This window comes from Stutzerimonas kunmingensis (assembly GCF_014764705.1).
Taxonomy (GTDB): domain Bacteria; phylum Pseudomonadota; class Gammaproteobacteria; order Pseudomonadales; family Pseudomonadaceae; genus Stutzerimonas.
In genome coordinates, this window is the sequence record NZ_JACXXG010000004.1 from 242,190 (window position 1) to 260,015 (window position 17,826).

The following is a 17,826-nucleotide window of genomic DNA, read 5'->3' on the forward strand; positions in this document are numbered from 1 at the left end:
AGATGCACATGATGACTGCCTTGCGCCGCGGCCTGCTGATTCTGTTGGCCGTTCTGCCCATGTTCTCCCACGCTGCGCTGACAGCCCACCAGGTCATTCAGCAGACCACCGATGAGTTGCTGGCCGATCTGAAGGCCAACAAGGAGCAGTACCGCAACGATCCGGCGGCTTTCTATGACTCGCTGAACGAGATTCTTGGCCCGGTCGTCGATGCCGAAGGCATCTCGCGCAGCATCATGACCGTCAAATATTCGCGCAACGCCTCGCCTGAGCAGATGACGCGCTTCCAGGAGAATTTCAAGCGCAGCCTGATGCAGTTCTATGGCAACGCCCTGCTGGAATACAACAACCAGCAGATCCGCGTGCTGCCGTCGAGCGGCAAGGCTGATGACAAGCGCACCAGCGTCGGCATGGAGGTGGTAGGGCGCCAGGGCGAGATCTATCCAGTGTCCTACACCATGGTCAACGCTGGCGAGTGGCGGGTGCGCAATGTGATCATCAATGGCATTAACATTGGCAAGCTGTTCCGCGATCAGTTCGCCGATTCCATGCAGCGTAACGGCGGCGATCTGGACAAGACCATCGATGGTTGGGCCGAGGTGGTGGCGCGAACCAAGGACACCGAGGCCGGTCAGCAGGCCGCAGGCGATGAGTGAGGCGCGTATCGAGCGTGGTGCCGAAGGCGAACTGCGCATGATCGGCGTGCTTGACTATAGCAGCGGGCCTGCGCTGCGCGAGGCCGGGCGAGCGCTGATCGCGGACAGCCGCTCGGCACTGATGCTGGATTGCTCGGCGATCGAGCGGTCCAGCAGTGTCGGGCTTTCTCTCCTGCTGGCGTTCATGCGCGATGCCAAGGCCGCCGGCGTCGAACTGCGCGTCACTGCGTTACCTGACGATATGGAAAAGATTGCCAAGGTGTCCGGCTTGCTGGATATCCTGCCGCTGGAAGCATCCCGGGTCTGAAAGGAATAGCCGTATGAAACTGCGCTGGGCGGAAGGGCTGCGCGATAGCGTGCATGAGCTGGCCGAATCGCTGGGCAATCTGCTGGTCGAGACGTTCCACTACCTGGCGCTGTTTGCGATCGGCGCGGTGACGGCCTGGGCGGCGGTCATGGCCTTTCTCGGCATGGTCGAGAAGGGCCATATCACGGTCGATGACATCCTGCTGCTGTTCATCTACCTAGAGCTGGGTGCGATGGTCGGGATCTATTTCAAGACCAACCACATGCCGGTGCGATTCCTGATCTACGTGGCGATTACCGCGCTGACCCGCCTGTTGATCTCCGATGTTTCCCACCACCATCGTCCTGACATGGGCGTGGTCTACGTATCCGGTGCGATCCTGCTTCTGGCGTTGGCGATTCTGGTGGTGCGCTTCGCCTCCTCACGCTTTCCCGCCGTGCAAAGCGATAGCGGTCGGCCACGCCATTCGCGTAGCCGTGACCAGGGCGCCGAGACGCTCGATTGAGACATCTCCGTTGGTTCGGCGAGGTTCGGGGTTCGCAGCCTTCGGGCTTTTTTGTATGATGATCGGCCCGTGCGCGTCCTGCGCCGATCGAGGTTGAACATGCAGGCCCAAGAAGTGAAGAATTTCCTGGAACAGAAGATTCCAGGTGCCCAGGTAGAAGTGGAAGGCGAAGGCTGCAACTTCCAGCTCAACGTGATCAGTGACGAGCTGGCCGGTCTGAGCCCGGTCAAACGCCAGCAGCAGATATACGCCCACCTCAACCCCTGGATCGCCGACGGCAGCATTCACGCCGTCACCATGAAGTTCTTCAGTCGCGTCGACTGGGCCGGGCGCGCCTGATCGCTGGCGGCCAGCACCTCCACTCATTCCAGGCAGAGCGCGTCGAATTGACTGCGCCGCCCCCTTCGGCAGTGCTTACAGCCTGCGGCTTACGGGAATACTCATGGACAAACTGATCATTACCGGCGGTATTCGCCTCGATGGCGAGATTCGCATTTCCGGTGCGAAGAACTCCGCCCTGCCGATTCTGGCCGCCACTTTGTTGGCCGACACCCCTGTCACGGTATGCAACCTGCCGCACCTGCACGACATCACCACGATGATCGAGCTGTTCGGTCGCATGGGCGTGCAGCCGGTCATCGACGAAAAGCTCAGTGTCGAAGTGGACGCCAGCAGCATCAAGACGCTGGTTGCGCCCTATGAGCTGGTGAAGACCATGCGCGCCTCGATCCTGGTGCTCGGCCCGATGGTCGCGCGTTTTGGCGAAGCCGAAGTTGCCTTGCCCGGCGGTTGCGCCATTGGCTCGCGGCCGGTCGATCTGCACATCCGTGGTCTCGAAGCCATGGGCGCGCACATTGACGTCGAAGGTGGCTACATCAAGGCCAAGGCGCCTGCCGGTGGATTGCGTGGTGCGCATTTCTTCTTCGATACGGTAAGTGTGACCGGTACCGAAAACATCATGATGGCCGCCGCGCTGGCCAACGGCCGCAGCGTGCTGGAAAACGCCGCGCGTGAGCCCGAGGTGGTTGACCTGGCCAACTTCCTCAACTCCATGGGTGCTAAGGTTTCCGGTGCCGGCACCGACACCATCACCATCGATGGGGTCAAACGTCTTGGCGGTGGTCGTTACAGCGTGATGCCCGACCGTATAGAAACCGGGACCTATCTGGTCGCGGCGGCTGCCACTGGTGGCCGTGTTCGCTTGAAGGATACCGACGCAACGCTGCTCGAAGCTGTGCTGCACAAGCTGGTTGAGGCTGGCGCGCATATCGACACCGGTAGCGACTGGATCGAGTTGGACATGAAGGGCAAGCGGCCAAAGGCAGTCAACGTGCGGACTGCGCCATACCCCGCGTTTCCGACCGACATGCAGGCGCAGTTCATTGCGCTGAACGCCATTGCCGAAGGCACCGGCACGGTGATCGAGACCGTTTTCGAGAATCGCTTCATGCACGTCTACGAGATGAACCGCATGGGCTCGCAGATTCTGGTCGAAGGCAATACCGCCATTGTCACCGGCGTCGAGCGTCTCAAAGGTGCGCCGGTCATGGCGACCGATCTGCGCGCGTCGGCAAGCCTGGTCATCGCCGGCCTGGTTGCCGAGGGCGATACGCTGATCGATCGCATCTACCACATTGATCGTGGCTACGAGTGCATCGAAGAGAAGCTGCAGCTGCTGGGCGCGAAGATTCGCCGCGTGCCGGGCTAGGTTTTCGCAAGACGGATGGCTAGCGGGCCCTTGACTAGCGAGGGCCCACCCGAGGTTCCAAAGGAAATATGCTCCATGCTTACCATCGCCCTGTCCAAAGGCCGCATCCTCGACGATACCCTGCCGCTGCTCGCCGCAGCCGGCATCGTGCCCACCGAGAACCCGGACAAGAGCCGCAAGCTGATCATCCCGACCACTCAGGATGATGTGCGTCTGCTGATCGTCCGCGCTACCGACGTGCCCACCTACGTCGAGCATGGTGCGGCCGATCTCGGCGTCGCCGGCAAGGATGTGCTGATGGAGTACGGCGGCCAGGGGCTTTACGAGCCACTCGATCTGCGCATCGCCAACTGCAAGTTGATGACCGCCGGCAAGGTCGGTGCGCCGGAGCCCAAGGGCCGCCTGCGCGTGGCGACCAAGTTCGTCAATGTCGCCAAGCGCTACTACGCCGAGCAGGGCCGCCAGGTCGACATCATCAAGCTGTACGGCTCGATGGAGCTGGCGCCGCTGGTGGGGCTGGCGGATAAGATCATCGACGTCGTCGACACCGGCAACACCCTGCGTGCCAATGGCCTGGAGCCCCAGGAACTGATCGCACACATCAGTTCGCGGCTGGTGGTGAACAAGGCTTCGATGAAGATGCAGCACGCGCGTATCCAAGCGCTGATCGATACCCTGCATACGGCGGTTCAGCAGCATCAGCATTGATGCGTTTCGCGGTCGCCACCGCGCCTGCCTATCCGTGCCATAGCTGAAATTCTCAGGTGCCCGCACGGTGGGCTTGATATTCTAGCGGCGCCTGAGAGCCCGGCCTGCGCTTCGTGCCATTGCAATGAAGCAGGCCGCTTCCGATGCCTAGCCAACCATGAGGCCCGCTATGACCGCTCCCTCCGCCATTCGTCGACTCAACGCTGCCGATGCCGACTTCGCACGTCATCTGGATCATCTGTTGAGCTGGGAAAGCGTTTCCGACGATGGCGTAAACGAGCGAGTGCTGGAGATCATCAAGGCTGTGCGCGAGCGCGGCGATGCTGCGCTGGTAGAGCTGACCCAGCGCTTCGATGGATTACAGGTCGCCTCCATGGCTGATCTGATCCTGCCGCGCGCACGTCTGGAGCAGGCCCTCGAGCGGATTACCCCAGAACAGCGCGAGGCCCTCGAAATTGCTGCCGAGCGGGTGCGCAGCTATCACGAGCGGCAGAAACAGGACTCCTGGACCTATACCGAAGCCGACGGCACGGTGCTGGGGCAGAAAGTCACCCCGCTGGACCGCGCCGGTCTCTACGTGCCGGGCGGCAAGGCATCCTATCCATCGTCGGTGCTGATGAACGCCATTCCGGCCAAGGTTGCTGGTGTGCCGGAAGTGGTCATGGTCGTGCCTACCCCGCGTGGCGAGCTCAATGAGTTGGTGCTCGCGGCGGCCTGCATTGCCGGCGTCGATCGGGTCTTTACCATCGGTGGTGCGCAGGCGGTCGCGGCGCTGGCCTACGGTACCGAGAGCGTGCCGCCGGTGGACAAGATCGTCGGCCCGGGCAACATCTATGTTGCTACTGCTAAGCGTCACGTATTCGGCAAGGTTGGTATCGACATGATTGCAGGCCCGTCGGAAATCCTGGTGGTCTGCGACGGCCAGACCGACCCGGACTGGATCGCCATGGACCTGTTCTCCCAGGCCGAGCATGACGAGGATGCCCAGTCGATTCTGGTCAGCCCGGATGCCGCTTTCCTTGATCGCGTCGCCGAAAGCATCGCCCGCCTGCTGCCGACGCTGGAGCGTGCCGATATTGCCCGTACCTCCATCGAAGGCCGTGGTGCGCTGATTCAGGTGGCCGACATGCAGGAGGCGATCGATGTCGCCAACCGTATCGCGCCTGAGCACCTGGAGCTTTCGGTCGCCGAGCCGGAGCAATGGCTGCCGCAGATTCGGCATGCCGGCGCGATCTTCATGGGGCGTTACACCGCCGAGGCGCTGGGCGATTACTGCGCTGGCCCGAACCATGTGCTGCCGACCTCGGGCACGGCGCGCTTCTCCTCGCCGCTGGGTGTGTATGACTTCCAGAAGCGCTCGTCGATCATCAATTGCTCGGCCGAGGGTGCCTCGACGTTGGGCAAGGTGGCGTCGGTGCTGGCGCGCGGCGAATCGCTGACGGCGCATGCGCGCAGCGCCGAGTACCGCATCAAGAGCTGACGCTGGGCGGCCGGCACGGACTGGCTCATGCCCGTTCGCCGTCGCCACTCGGCAACGCGTTTTGAACTATCGCCTCACGACCAACCGATCACTTTCGAGGAGAGAAGGGCAGATGAGCAAATTCTGGAGCCCCTTCGTCAAGGACCTGGTGCCCTATGTGCCGGGTGAGCAGCCCAAGCTGAGCAAGCTGGTCAAGCTCAACACCAACGAGAACCCCTATGGCCCATCGCCACGTGCGATCACCGCGATGCAGGCCGAGCTCAACGACGGTCTGCGGCTGTATCCGGACCCGAACGGCGAGCGGCTGAAGCACGCCGTGGCCGAATATTACGGTGTGTGCCCAGCTCAGGTCTTCGTCGGCAATGGCTCGGACGAAGTGCTAGCCCATGCCTTTCATGGTTTGTTCCAGCATGACCGCCCGCTGCTGTTTCCTGATATCAGCTACAGCTTCTACCCGGTGTACTGTGGGCTGTATGGCATCGCCTACGAAACCGTCGCGCTCGATGAACAGTTCCAGATCGATGTGGCCGATTACAACCGGCCGAACGGCGGCATCATCTTCCCTAACCCGAATGCGCCGACTGGCTGCCTGCTTCCACTTCAGGCGATCGAGCAGCTATTGCAGGCGAACACTGAATCCGTGGTGCTGATCGATGAGGCCTATGTGGATTTCGGCGGTGAGTCTGCCATCGCATTGGTGGACCGTTATCCGAATCTGCTGGTGACGCAGACGCTGTCCAAGTCGCGTTCGCTGGCCGGTCTTCGGGTGGGGCTGGCGGTCGGCCATCCGGATCTGATCGAGGCGCTGGAGCGGATCAAGAACAGCTTCAATTCCTACCCGCTGGACCGTATCGCCATCGCCGGCGCCGCGGCGGCGTTCGAGGATCGCGCCCATTTCCAGCAGACCTGTCAGCAGGTCATCGACAGTCGCGAGGCGGTAGTCACGGCGATGCAGGGGCTGGGGTTCGAGGTTCTGCCATCGGCGGCGAACTTCATTTTCGCACGCCATCCGCAGCGCGATGCGGCCGCGGTAGCCGCGAGCCTGCGCGAGCAGGGCGTGATCGTGCGGCATTTCAAGCAGCCACGTATCGAGCAGTTCTTGCGTATCACCATCGGTACGCCGGAGCAGAATCACGCGCTGTTGGCTGCGCTCGGCTGACGCTGAGTCTGGTTCGGGCAGGCTTACTGCATGCCCTTGCCGACCTTGCGGTGGAAGGGGCGCAGCATGTTGCGGCATTTCCCTCTTTTGGCAGGAGCGTCATCGCTATTTCGGCGCAGCGTTAACCGGTGGTCGCATGCCAACTTCGGCGGTGAGGGTCAGCGGCTTGCCATTGCGCAGGATGTCGATGTCGATGTTCTCGCCTGGGCGCGCGCGGGCGACCTGATTCATCGAGCTGCGTCCGTCGGCCGACTGCACCCCGTCGATGCTCAGGATCAGGTCGCCTGGCTGAAGCCCGGCGCGTGCCGCCGGGCCGTCGCGGTAGACACCGGCCACCACGATTCCCGGTCGTCCTTCCTGACCGAAGGACTCCGCGAGCTCCTGAGTCAGCGACTGCACCTCCACGCCCAGCCAGCCACGAATGACCTGGCCGTGCTCGATGATCGACTTCATCACTTCCAGCGCCAGCTTTACCGGTATCGCGAAGCCGATGCCCTGCGAACCGCCAGACTCGGAAATGATGGCGGTATTGATGCCGATCAGGTTGCCGCCGGCATCCACCAGCGCGCCGCCCGAGTTGCCGCGGTTGATTGCAGCGTCTGTCTGGATGAAATCCTCATAGGTATTCAGGCCCAGCTGATTGCGGCCGGTGGCGCTGATGATGCCCATGGTGACGGTCTGGCCGACGCCGAAGGGGTTGCCGATCGCCAGGGTGACGTCGCCGACGCGTATGCGATCGGAATGGCCGAGCGTGATGGCCGGTAGGTCTGCGAGGTCGATCTTCAGCACGGCAAGGTCGGTCTCCGGATCGCTGCCAATCACCCGGGCCAGCGTTTCCCGGCCATCCTTGAGGGCCACGACGATCTGCTCGGCGTTGGCGGTCACATGGTTGTTGGTGAGCAAGTATCCTTCGGAGCTCATGATTACCGCAGAACCGAGGCTCGACTCCATGCGCCGTTGCCTCGGCAGGTTGTCACTGAAGAAGCGTTGAAACAGCGGGTCCTTGGACAGCGGTTGCTGCTCGGTCTTCTCGATGACCTTGGTGGTGTAGAGGTTGGCAACTGCTGGCGCAGCGGCCGCCACCGCGTTGGCGTACGAATAAGGGCCCTGCTGCGGTGCGCTGGCAACCAGCGGTGCCTGCTGTAGCCCGATGTCGTGCTCCTTTATACCCACCAGCTGCGGATAGCGCTGGATGATCAGCAGTGCTACGAGCAGGCCGACCAGCAACGGCCAGCCGAGAAAACGTAGGGCATTGAACATCGCGCAGGGGTCCGGGCAGAGTTGCGGGCGCGTGGAGCGCCCCTTAAGGTGGCGGCATTATACGAAGCTCTAACTGAAATGCAGCTTCATGTGTGCATGATTTGCCGCGGCGGTTCGACGAGAAATCTATCGAGCCGTGTCTCATCTACCAAGAGGTTGCCATGACTGTTGCGCTCACTGCCCTGGTTCAGGAAGCAGACCGGTATCTGGATGCCGCGAGGATTGCCGATTACTGCCCCAATGGTCTGCAGGTCGAAGGGCGTCCTCAGGTGGCGCGGATCGTCAGCGGTGTGACGGCCAGCCAGGCATTACTGGATGCGGCAGTCGAGGCGGGCGCCGATGTGGTCCTGGTCCACCATGGGTATTTCTGGAAAAACGAAGATGCCCGCGTCGTCGGCATGAAGCAGCGCCGCCTGAAAACCTTGCTGAGCAACGATATCAGCCTGCTGGCGTACCACCTGCCACTCGATGTCCACCCCGAGGTTGGCAACAACGCCCGATTGGGCGTACTGCTCGGTCTTCGCTCCGACGGTCCGCTGGAGCCGGGCAATCCGCGCTCGGTGGGGCTGGTGGGCTCCCTTGAGAAACCGCTGGCGCCGGCTGAGTTCATGCGTCGGATCCATGACGTGCTTGGTCGGGAGCCGCTGATGGTCGCCGGCGACCGCCCGATTCGACGTGTCGCCTGGTGTACCGGTGGTGCCCAAGGCTATATCGATCAGGCTGTGGCGGCCGGAGTAGACGCCTATATCACCGGTGAAATCTCCGAACCCACGGCACATATCGCTCGTGAAAATGGCCTGAGCTTCTTCGCTGCCGGCCATCACGCGACAGAGCGCTATGGGGTCCGCGCGCTGGGTGAGTACCTAGCAAGACGCTTCGGCATCGAGCACCAATTCATTGATTGCCCAAACCCCGCGTAAAGCTTGTTCTACAAGCGCAGTGAGTCGTGGAGCCCTCATCTCACGGTCCCGTGGCACGGCGGAGAGTCGATATAAATCTATAGCTTTTAGGTCTAAAAGGCGGCCTGATTAGAATTGAAGGTCGTGTTAGAGTTGCGACCATTCCACGGCCGGCCGGCCGTCCATCTGCCAAATCGTGAGTAGCCATGGTCGACAAACTGACGCATCTGAAACAGCTGGAGGCGGAAAGCATCCATATCATTCGTGAGGTCGCTGCAGAGTTCGGCAACCCGGTGATGCTGTATTCCATCGGCAAAGATTCGGCCGTAATGCTGCACCTGGCGCGCAAGGCCTTCTTCCCTGGCAAGCTGCCGTTCCCGGTGCTGCATGTCGACACCCGCTGGAAGTTCCAGGAGATGTACAGCTTCCGCACCAAGATGGTCGAGGAGATGGGCCTTGAGCTGATCACCCACATCAACCCCGAGGGTGTGGCGCAGGACATGAATCCCTTCACGTATGGCAGTGCCAAGCACACCGACGTCATGAAGACCGAAGGACTCAAGCAGGCGCTGGACAAGTACGGCTTCGACGCTGCCTTCGGTGGTGCCCGTCGCGACGAGGAAAAATCCCGCGCCAAGGAGCGTGTCTACTCCTTCCGTGACAGCAAGCACCGCTGGGATCCGAAGAACCAGCGCCCTGAGCTGTGGAATCTCTACAACGGCAAGGTCAAGAAGGGCGAGTCGATCCGCGTGTTCCCGCTCTCCAACTGGACTGAATTGGACATCTGGCAATACATCTACCTTGAGCAGATCCCGATCGTGCCGCTGTACTTCGCTGCCGAGCGGGAAGTCATCGAGAAGAACGGCACGCTGATCATGATCGACGATGAGCGGATTCTCGAGCACCTCACCGATGAGGAAAAAGGGCGCATCGAAAAACGCATGGTCCGCTTCCGCACCCTCGGCTGCTACCCGCTCACCGGTGCGGTCGAGTCGACCGCGACCAGCCTGCCGGAAATCATCCAGGAGATGCTCCTGACCCGCACTTCCGAGCGCCAGGGGCGCGTCATCGACCATGACGCCACCGGCTCGATGGAAGAAAAGAAACGCCAGGGTTATTTCTAAGGAAGCGCATCATGAGTCATCAATCCGAACTGATCAGCGAGGACATCCTCGCCTACCTGGCGCAACACGAGCGCAAGGAACTCCTGCGTTTCCTGACCTGCGGCAACGTCGATGACGGCAAGAGCACGCTGATCGGCCGTCTGCTGCATGATTCGAAGATGATCTACGAGGACCATCTCGAAGCGATCACCCGCGACTCCAAGAAGGTCGGTACCACCGGCGAAGACGTCGATCTGGCGCTTCTGGTTGACGGTCTGCAGGCCGAGCGCGAGCAAGGCATCACCATCGACGTTGCCTACCGTTATTTCAGTACCGCCAAGCGCAAGTTCATCATTGCCGATACTCCTGGCCATGAGCAGTACACGCGCAACATGGCGACCGGTGCGTCGACCTGCGACCTGGCGATCATTCTGGTCGATGCCCGCTACGGCGTGCAGACCCAGACCAAGCGTCACAGCTTCATTACCTCGTTGTTGGGCATCAAGCATATCGTCGTCGCCATCAACAAGATGGACCTGATGAACTTCGATCAGGACGTGTTCGAGAAGATCAAGGCCGACTACCTGGCATTCGCCGATCGCATCGAGCTCAAGCCATCGTCCCTGCACTTCGTGCCGATGTCGGCGCTGAAGGGCGACAATGTGGTCAATCGCAGCGAGCGTGCGCCTTGGTACGAGGGGCAGTCGCTGATGGAGATTCTGGAGAGTGTCGAGATCGCCGGTGACCGTAACTTCGATGACCTGCGCTTCCCGGTGCAGTACGTCAACCGCCCGAATCTGAACTTCCGTGGCTTCGCCGGCACCCTGGCCAGCGGTATCGTGCGCAAGGGTGACGAAATTGCTGTGCTACCGTCCGGCAAGACCAGCCGGGTGAAGTCCATCGTCACCTTCGATGGCGAGCTCGAGCAGGCGACGCCGGGTGAAGCCGTCACCCTGACGCTGGAAGACGAAATCGATGTCTCGCGCGGCGACATGCTGGTACATGCGGACAGTCGCCCACGTATCGCCGACAGCTTCGAGGCCATGCTGGTGTGGATGGGCGAAGAGCCGATGCTGCCGGGCAAAAAGTACGACATCAAGCGTGCCACCAGCTACGTGCCGGGCTCGATTGCCAGCATCGCCCACAAGATTGATGTGAACACCTTGGAGCAGGGTGCCGCGAGCAGCCTGCAGCTCAACGAGATCGGCAAGGTCAAAATCAGCCTGGATGCGCCTATCGCGCTCGATGGTTACGCGCAGAACCGCACGACCGGCGCTTTCATCGTCATTGATCGTCTCACCAATGGCACCGTCGGCGCCGGCATGATCATCGCCGAACCGGTTGCCCATGGATCGGGCGGTCATCACGGTGCGCTGGCGCACGTGTCTACCGAGGAACGCGCCACTCGCTTCGGCCAACAACCGGCGACCGTGCTGTTTACCGGCCTTTCCGGCGCCGGCAAGAGCACGCTGGCTTATGCGGTGGAGCGCAAGCTGTTCGATATGGGCCGCGCAGTTTACGTGCTCGATGGCCAGAACCTGCGCCACGACCTGAACAAAGGCCTACCGCAAGACCGCGCCGGCCGTACCGAGAACTGGCGCCGCGCCGCCCATGTCGCACGTCAGTTCAACGAAGCGGGGCTGATCACCCTGGCCGCGTTCGTCGCCCCTGACGCCGAAGGTCGCGAACAGGCAAAGGCATTGATCGGCGCTGAGCGCCTGATCACCGTCTACGTCCAGGCCTCCCCGCAAGCCTGCCGCCAGCGCGATCCGCAGGGATTGTATGCGGCCGGTGGGGATAATATTCCGGGTGAGTCCTTCCCGTATGATGTGCCGCTGGGTGCGGATCTGGTTGTCGATAGCGAAGTGGCGTCGTTGGAAGAGGGTGTCAGGCAGGTGATCGAAGTACTGCGTAAGCGCGGCGCGATCTAAACGCGCTGGCCGGTGATATGAAAACGCCCTGCCGATGCGGGGCGTTTTTGGTTAAGCAATTAGCCGCTGCGACGCTTTCCCGTCTTAGGATGATTAGCCGGGCGGGGGGATCTATGTTCGAAGTGCTTGTGTCCGTTGCGGTGCATGGAAGAATGCCCCGCATTATGCTGAATTACATGGATTATCTGCATGCCAATCCGGTGAAGCATGGGTTTGTTGATGTTGCCATCGATTGGCAATGGTCGTCGTCCCATCGTTGGTTTCGACATGGCGTTTATTCCGCGGATTGGACTGGCAGCGGCGTGGCGGGCGCCATGCAATACGTTGAATAGCCGTGGGGCGGGTAAGCCCGCCGATGACCGGTCAGCGAGACGCAGAGCGTCACAAGGCAGCAGTCTGGTCTTCATAAGGTTTCGGCGTGTTTCGTCGATGCAAAAAAAACAAAACCCTGCCGGTTAGGGCAGGGTTTTGGATTCCGGTCAGACGATGTGTAACCGCGCGGGTTTCACCCGCCCTACAGGGCTAGGCATCAACGGCAGTTGCTTGGGCGGTATTTATCGTCCACGTCGCCACCTGTGCAGGTCCATTGTATTGCTCCATTTTGGTCGGTTGGCGCCAGAATAAGAGTGGCATCGTCAGCGACTTTTGCGTTGTAGGTGACGGTAATTGCACCACCGTTGCCGATAGCAACAGTTTTCACGGCATTCCCGCTAATAGTTGCAGCAATTCCAGCCATTGCGTTTGTCGTTGGGAATGCTCCCTGGGAGGCATAATATTCGGTGACTGCTGATTTAGCGCCAGCTGCTAAAGTCAGACCTTCCGAAACATGTGAGCGCTTTGTGTAGTCCTGATAGGCCGGCAATGCAATCGCCGCCAAAATACCGATGATCGCAACAACGATCATCAATTCAATCAGGGTGAAACCCTTCTGCATCTGAGCTTTCATGTGAATCTCCTTAAGTGTTGAGGCGTTGAGCCTGGCTGAGGTAAAGCAGTTGGCGTGCCAGGTTGCGCCGCGCCCAAGTAGAGCGTCCCGGAGTGTGATGAGCTTCAATAGTTGTGCGCTTTTGGAGTCTTGCTCTTCGTCCCAGGGAGCAAAGCGTATCGGCGTTGGGTGGGAGATGTGCCGGCATGTACTTCGGGTTGGTTAATTGCTAGGGCGATATGTGACCAATAGCGTCACTCGGAGTTGCGCATGTTTGCAGTGGACGGCTTTCGCGCTATAAGGCGGGCTCAGAACAAGGCGAGACCCTTATGAGCGAGAATACTTCCCTTTCCGGGCTGGCGCGACAGATGGTTGCGGCTGGTGTGCTGGACGAGAAGACGGCACAGCAGGCCCAGGCTCAGGCCATTCGCGGCAAGACGCCCTTTGTCACCTACGTCGTCCAAAACCGGTTGGCCAAGGGCCGTGTCATTGCCGAACTAGCCTCCGAGCAGTTCGGTGTTGCGCTGCTGGATCTTGCTGCGCTGGATAAGGAGTCGCTGCCTAAAGATCTGGTGAGCGAGAAGCTGGCCAAGCAGCACCGGGTCCTTCCCCTGTCAAAGCGCGGCACCAAGCTGTATGTGGCGGTGTCCGACCCTGCCAACCATCAATCGATTGCCGATATCCAGTTCAGCACCGGGCTTTCGATCGAGCCGGTCTTGGTAGAGGACGATAAGCTCGGTGAGGCAATCGAAAAGCTTTACGACAACGGTGCTACCGGGCTGGAGGATCTCGGCGATGTTGACCTGGATGGCGTGGATGTCGAGTCGGTCAGTGATGATGTCAAGGGCGATGAAGCGGGCGAGGCGGCAGACGATGCGCCAGTGGTTCGTTTCGTCAACAAGATGCTGCTTGATGCCATTCGTGGAGGCTCATCTGACCTTCATTTCGAGCCGTACGAGAAAGCCTATCGGGTGCGGCTGCGTACTGATGGCATCCTGCATGAGGTGGCGCGTCCGCCAATACAGCTAGCGCCGAGGATTTCTGCTCGCCTCAAGGTAATGGCGGGGCTGGATATTTCCGAGCGCCGCAAGCCGCAGGATGGTCGCATCAAGATGAAGCTGTCCAAGAATAAGGCCATCGATTTTCGCGTCAATACGCTACCCACTCTCTGGGGAGAGAAGATCGTGATGCGAATTCTCGATCCGTCCAGTGCGCAGATGGGCATCGATGCATTGGGTTATGAAGAGGATCAGAAAGAGCTCTATATGAATGCCCTGAAGCAACCACAGGGCATGATCTTGGTTACCGGCCCGACCGGCTCTGGTAAGACGGTTTCTCTCTACACCGGCCTGAATATTCTCAATACGGTGGACGTGAATATATCTACTGCCGAAGATCCGGTGGAAATCAATCTCGAGGGCATCAACCAGGTCAACGTCAATCCTCGTCAGGGGATGGACTTCTCCCAAGCCTTGCGCGCGTTTCTACGTCAGGATCCAGACATCATCATGGTGGGTGAGATTCGCGATCTGGAAACCGCCGAGATCGCCATCAAGGCGGCGCAGACGGGGCACATGGTCATGTCGACGCTACACACCAACAGCGCCGCGGAAACCCTGACCCGTCTTCGCAATATGGGGGTGGCCGCGTTCAATATTGCGACCTCGGTCAACCTGATCATCGCGCAGCGACTGGCACGCAAGCTTTGCAACAGTTGCAAGAAAGAGGTGGAGCTGCCGCGCGAGGCGCTGCTGGGCGAAGGTTTCCCTGCCGATAAAATTGGGACGTTCAAGATCTACGGCCCGGTCGGCTGCGATAATTGCAAAGGCGGTTACAAAGGTCGTGTCGGTATTTATGAAGTGGTTAAAAACACGCCGGCACTGGCCAGGATTATCATGGAAGACGGCAACTCCATCGACATTTCCACCCAGATGCGTAAAGACGGCTTCAACGACCTGCGTACATCGGCCCTAGTGAAGGCCATGCAGGGCGTGACAAGCCTGGAAGAAGTGAACCGGGTGACCAAGGACTAACATGGCGCAGAAAGCGATTAAAACCAGTGTGTTCACCTGGGAAGGCACCAACAAGCAGGGCGCGAAGATAAAGGGCGAGCTGAGCGGCGTCAGCCCCGCGCTGGTCAAGGCGCAGCTGCGTAAGCAGGGTGTCAATCCGCAGAAGGTGCGCAAGAAGTCGGTTTCATTGTTCAGTGCTGGCAAGAAGATCAAGCCGATGGACATCGCCTTGTTCACTCGCCAGATGGCAACCATGATGAAGGCGGGCGTGCCGCTTCTGCAGTCCTTCGATATTATCGGGGAAGGCTTTGACAACCCAAATATGCGAAAGCTGGTGGATGATCTGAAGCAGGAGGTCGCAGCGGGTAATAGTTTCGCAACCGCACTGCGCCAGAAGCCTCAGTACTTCGATGATCTCTATTGCAACTTGGTAGATTCCGGTGAGCAATCCGGCTCGCTGGAAACTCTGCTGGACCGGGTGGCGACCTATAAGGAAAAGACCGAAGCCTTGAAAGCCAAGATCAAGAAGGCGATGAATTATCCTATTGCCGTGGTGCTGGTTGCGATCATCGTTTCGGCGATCTTGCTGATCAAGGTGGTTCCGCAGTTTCAGGATGTTTTCGCAAACTTCGGAGCGGAGCTCCCGGCGTTTACATTGATGGTGATTGGTTTATCCGAAGCGCTTCAGGCCTGGTGGCATATGGTGCTGCTCGTCATGTTCGGGGCGGCTTACGCCTTCAAAACAGCCCATAGCAGATCGGAGCGTTTTCGCAATGGATTTGACCGTTTTCTGCTCAAGGTTCCTGTGGTCGGCGACATTCTTTATAAATCCGCCGTGGCGCGTTTCGCTCGCACCCTGTCAACTACGTTTGCTGCGGGTGTGCCATTGGTAGATGCGTTGGATTCGGTCGCTGGAGCAACGGGCAATGTGGTGTTCCGCAATGCGACGATGAAAGTGAAGAGCGATGTTTCGAGTGGTATGCAGCTCAACTTCTCCATGCGTACGACCGACACCTTTCCCAGTATGGCGATCCAAATGACCGCCATCGGCGAGGAGTCCGGCGCCCTTGATGAAATGCTGGCGAAGGTGGCGACATTCTATGAAGACGAAGTCGACAACATGGTTGACGGGCTGACTGCCCTGATGGAACCAATGATCATGGCGGTGCTGGGCGTGCTGGTCGGCGGTTTGATCATTGCCATGTATCTCCCGATTTTCCAGTTGGGTGCCGTCGTTTAAATATGATCCTGATCGATTATCTGGCCAGCCACGTGCTGGCCTTTGTTTTATCTGCTGCTCTGCTCGGCTTGCTGGTCGGCAGCTTTCTCAACGTCGTGATCTATCGCTTGCCGATCATGATGCAACGTGAATGGCGTGCGCAGGCGCTTGAGTATCTCGAGTGCCCACCGGAGCCGGTTGGTGAGCGCTTCAATCTGCTGCTACCAAACTCACGGTGTCCGCACTGTGACCACCAGATTCGCTCATGGGAAAATATCCCCTTGGTCAGCTGGCTGGCCCTGCGTGGCAAGTGCTCGTCCTGCCGGGCGCCGATCAGCAGTCGCTATCCCCTTGTGGAGTTGGTGTGCGGGCTGCTTTCTGGCTATGTCGCTTGGCATTTCGGTTTCACCTGGGAGGCAGGAGCAATGCTGTTGCTGACCTGGGGATTGGTGGCGATGAGCATGATCGATATCGATCATCAGTTGCTGCCCGATTCGCTGGTTCTGCCGCTGTTGTGGCTTGGCCTCATCCTGAACAACTTCGGTTTGTTCGTATCGCTTGAAAGTGCACTGTGGGGAGCGGTAGCGGGATATCTGAGCCTGTGGTCGGTTTATTGGCTGTTCAAGCTGGTCACCGGCAAAGAAGGTATGGGCTATGGCGATTTCAAACTGCTTGCGATGTTAGGAGCTTGGGGTGGTTGGCAGGTGTTACCACTTACCATTCTCTTGTCGTCGGTGGTTGGGGCTGTTCTTGGCACAATCCTGTTGCGGGTGCAGCGCGCCGAGAGCAGCACGCCCATCCCTTTCGGTCCCTACTTGGCAATCGCCGGCTGGATCGCGTTGCTTTGGGGGGACCGAATTACCGAGAGCTATCTCCAGTTCGCGCGCTTCTAAGTCGGACACCATTGCTGAGCCGAAAGTCGTTCCGCCGACTTGTACTCTTAACGAAAGACGTTCTGGGCTTGCGCTTCGCAGGCTGAGTAGTTACTACTGCGCGTCCTGTTTTTAGTCTGGGTGTGGTTGCGATGGAGCCCTGGATTCTCGGGTTGACTGGCGGCATTGGTAGTGGCAAGACCGCGGTGCTGGATCGCTTCGCCAGTCTGGGTGTACATGTCGTCGATGCCGATCAGGCGGCGCGCTGGGTGGTCGAGCCCGGGCGGCCAGCGTTGCTGCAGATTGCCGAGCGCTTCGGCTCAGGCATCTTGCTCGCGGACGGCGCTCTGGATCGAAAAGGGCTGCGTGAGCGTATATTCGATAACCCGGCCGACAGGCAGTGGCTGGAACAGCTGCTGCATCCTCTGATTCGAGCTGAGATCGCCAGGCATCTCGCCTTGGCTGAGTCGCCTTACGCCATCATGGCTTCTCCGCTGCTGATCGAGTCAGGGCAGTACCGTCAGGTCAATCGTGTGCTGGTTGTAGACGTCCCTGTGTCACTCCAGGTTGCGCGCACGATGGCACGTGATCAAGTCAGTGAGGAGCAGGTGCGGGCGATTCTCAAGGCGCAGGCCAGTCGTGAAGCGCGCCTGCAACATGCCGATGATGTGCTGGTAAATGATCGAGATCTGTCGTGGCTAGGGTCGGAGGTCGAGCGATTGCACCGCTTTTATTTGAAGTTACGAGGAGGGCAGGTATGACCGCTGCGATAGTTGAGTGTCCGACGTGTGGAGCGCCGGTAGAGTGGGGGCCGCAAAGCCCAAGCCGGCCGTTCTGTTCCGATCGTTGCAAGCTTATCGATCTTGGTGCCTGGGCGTCGGAAGCGCACGCGATTCCTGGCAATGAGCTCGAGGATGATCTGTTCTCCGGTGACATGCCTCCGCGCGAGCACTAGCAGGCCGTTGAAAAACTCGGCTTCAACTGCCCCAACCCGTCCGGTTTGGCGCTTTTTCAAGCGCTTTGGCCTAACGGAGTCCACACAAGGCCTGACTTCAGGCCTTTTTGACAGGTTTCAGCACCAC

General features: G+C 59.7%; 19 protein-coding genes. 17 read left to right on the forward strand and 2 right to left on the reverse strand.

The window, feature by feature from the left end; translation table 11 throughout:
* Nucleotides 1-8: 8 nt before the first annotated feature.
* From IEG05_RS06025 to hisC, 8 genes are all read left to right on the forward strand, one after another.
* Complete coding sequence (locus IEG05_RS06025; RefSeq protein ID WP_003302831.1) at nucleotides 9-656, forward strand: MlaC/ttg2D family ABC transporter substrate-binding protein; 648 nt, start codon at nucleotides 9-11, stop codon at nucleotides 654-656.
* Nucleotides 649-963, forward strand: a complete 315-nt coding sequence (locus IEG05_RS06030; protein WP_041014835.1) for an STAS domain-containing protein — start codon at nucleotides 649-651, stop codon at nucleotides 961-963. Before IEG05_RS06025 ends, IEG05_RS06030 begins: the two co-directional genes overlap by 8 nt.
* Nucleotides 964-976: 13 nt before the next feature.
* Nucleotides 977-1,468 (forward strand): phosphate-starvation-inducible protein PsiE, encoded by a 492-nt coding sequence (locus IEG05_RS06035; RefSeq protein ID WP_191121769.1) that lies wholly within the window; start codon nucleotides 977-979, stop codon nucleotides 1,466-1,468.
* Between the two features lie 99 nt (nucleotides 1,469-1,567).
* Nucleotides 1,568-1,807 (forward strand): BolA family protein, encoded by a 240-nt coding sequence (locus IEG05_RS06040; protein ID WP_191121770.1) that lies wholly within the window; start codon nucleotides 1,568-1,570, stop codon nucleotides 1,805-1,807.
* A gap of 103 nt (nucleotides 1,808-1,910) precedes the next feature.
* A complete protein-coding gene (gene murA, locus IEG05_RS06045; protein ID WP_023445909.1) occupies nucleotides 1,911-3,176 on the forward strand; it encodes a UDP-N-acetylglucosamine 1-carboxyvinyltransferase in 1,266 nt (421 codons plus the stop codon).
* Nucleotides 3,177-3,251: 75 nt separating this feature from the next.
* Nucleotides 3,252-3,884 carry an ATP phosphoribosyltransferase gene (hisG, locus tag IEG05_RS06050; protein ID WP_003302822.1) on the forward strand — a complete coding sequence of 211 codons (633 nt, stop codon included), beginning with the start codon at nucleotides 3,252-3,254 and terminating at the stop codon, nucleotides 3,882-3,884.
* Between the two features lie 169 nt (nucleotides 3,885-4,053).
* Nucleotides 4,054-5,364: a histidinol dehydrogenase gene (gene hisD, locus IEG05_RS06055; protein WP_014821374.1), complete on the forward strand. Its 1,311-nt coding sequence runs from the start codon at nucleotides 4,054-4,056 to the stop codon at nucleotides 5,362-5,364.
* 112 nt (nucleotides 5,365-5,476) lie between these two features.
* Nucleotides 5,477-6,523: a histidinol-phosphate transaminase gene (gene hisC / locus IEG05_RS06060; protein WP_191121771.1), complete on the forward strand. Its 1,047-nt coding sequence runs from the start codon at nucleotides 5,477-5,479 to the stop codon at nucleotides 6,521-6,523.
* 105 nt (nucleotides 6,524-6,628) lie between these two features.
* Here hisC and algW read toward each other — a convergent pair whose 3' ends face one another.
* Nucleotides 6,629-7,783 carry a Do family serine endopeptidase AlgW gene (gene algW, locus IEG05_RS06065; RefSeq protein ID WP_045666651.1) on the reverse strand — a complete coding sequence of 385 codons (1,155 nt, stop codon included), beginning with the start codon at nucleotides 7,781-7,783 and terminating at the stop codon, nucleotides 6,629-6,631.
* Between the two features lie 161 nt (nucleotides 7,784-7,944).
* Here algW and IEG05_RS06070 point away from each other — a divergent pair, with 161 nt between their 5' ends.
* The 4 genes from IEG05_RS06070 (at nucleotide 7,945) to IEG05_RS06085 (ending at nucleotide 12,048) form a co-directional block, all read left to right on the forward strand.
* Nucleotides 7,945-8,703: a Nif3-like dinuclear metal center hexameric protein gene (locus tag IEG05_RS06070; RefSeq protein WP_191121772.1), complete on the forward strand. Its 759-nt coding sequence runs from the start codon at nucleotides 7,945-7,947 to the stop codon at nucleotides 8,701-8,703.
* 185 nt (nucleotides 8,704-8,888) lie between these two features.
* Nucleotides 8,889-9,806 carry a sulfate adenylyltransferase subunit CysD gene (gene cysD, locus IEG05_RS06075; RefSeq protein WP_014821370.1) on the forward strand — a complete coding sequence of 306 codons (918 nt, stop codon included), beginning with the start codon at nucleotides 8,889-8,891 and terminating at the stop codon, nucleotides 9,804-9,806.
* Nucleotides 9,807-9,817: 11 nt separating this feature from the next.
* Nucleotides 9,818-11,716 (forward strand): sulfate adenylyltransferase subunit CysN, encoded by a 1,899-nt coding sequence (gene cysN, locus IEG05_RS06080; protein ID WP_191121773.1) that lies wholly within the window; start codon nucleotides 9,818-9,820, stop codon nucleotides 11,714-11,716.
* Between the two features lie 113 nt (nucleotides 11,717-11,829).
* A complete protein-coding gene (locus IEG05_RS06085) occupies nucleotides 11,830-12,048 on the forward strand; it encodes a hypothetical protein (RefSeq protein WP_191121774.1) in 219 nt (72 codons plus the stop codon).
* Between the two features lie 197 nt (nucleotides 12,049-12,245).
* Here IEG05_RS06085 and IEG05_RS06090 read toward each other — a convergent pair whose 3' ends face one another.
* Entirely contained in the window at nucleotides 12,246-12,662 is a 417-nt protein-coding gene (locus IEG05_RS06090; RefSeq protein WP_191121775.1) for a pilin, read from the reverse strand.
* A 308-nt stretch (nucleotides 12,663-12,970) separates the two neighbouring features.
* Here IEG05_RS06090 and pilB point away from each other — a divergent pair, with 308 nt between their 5' ends.
* From pilB to yacG, 5 genes are all read left to right on the forward strand, one after another.
* A complete protein-coding gene (pilB, locus tag IEG05_RS06095; protein ID WP_191121776.1) occupies nucleotides 12,971-14,674 on the forward strand; it encodes a type IV-A pilus assembly ATPase PilB in 1,704 nt (567 codons plus the stop codon).
* 1 nt (nucleotide 14,675) lies between these two features.
* Nucleotides 14,676-15,893, forward strand: coding sequence for a type II secretion system F family protein (locus IEG05_RS06100; RefSeq protein ID WP_191121777.1), 1,218 nt, complete (start codon nucleotides 14,676-14,678; stop codon nucleotides 15,891-15,893).
* A 2-nt stretch (nucleotides 15,894-15,895) separates the two neighbouring features.
* Nucleotides 15,896-16,765: a prepilin peptidase gene (locus IEG05_RS06105; protein WP_191121778.1), complete on the forward strand. Its 870-nt coding sequence runs from the start codon at nucleotides 15,896-15,898 to the stop codon at nucleotides 16,763-16,765.
* A 131-nt stretch (nucleotides 16,766-16,896) separates the two neighbouring features.
* Nucleotides 16,897-17,505, forward strand: coding sequence for a dephospho-CoA kinase (coaE, locus tag IEG05_RS06110; protein ID WP_191121779.1), 609 nt, complete (start codon nucleotides 16,897-16,899; stop codon nucleotides 17,503-17,505).
* Nucleotides 17,502-17,699: a DNA gyrase inhibitor YacG gene (yacG, locus tag IEG05_RS06115; RefSeq protein WP_003302802.1), complete on the forward strand. Its 198-nt coding sequence runs from the start codon at nucleotides 17,502-17,504 to the stop codon at nucleotides 17,697-17,699. The genes coaE and yacG overlap by 4 nt, the downstream gene beginning before the upstream one ends.
* Nucleotides 17,700-17,826 lie beyond the last annotated feature (127 nt).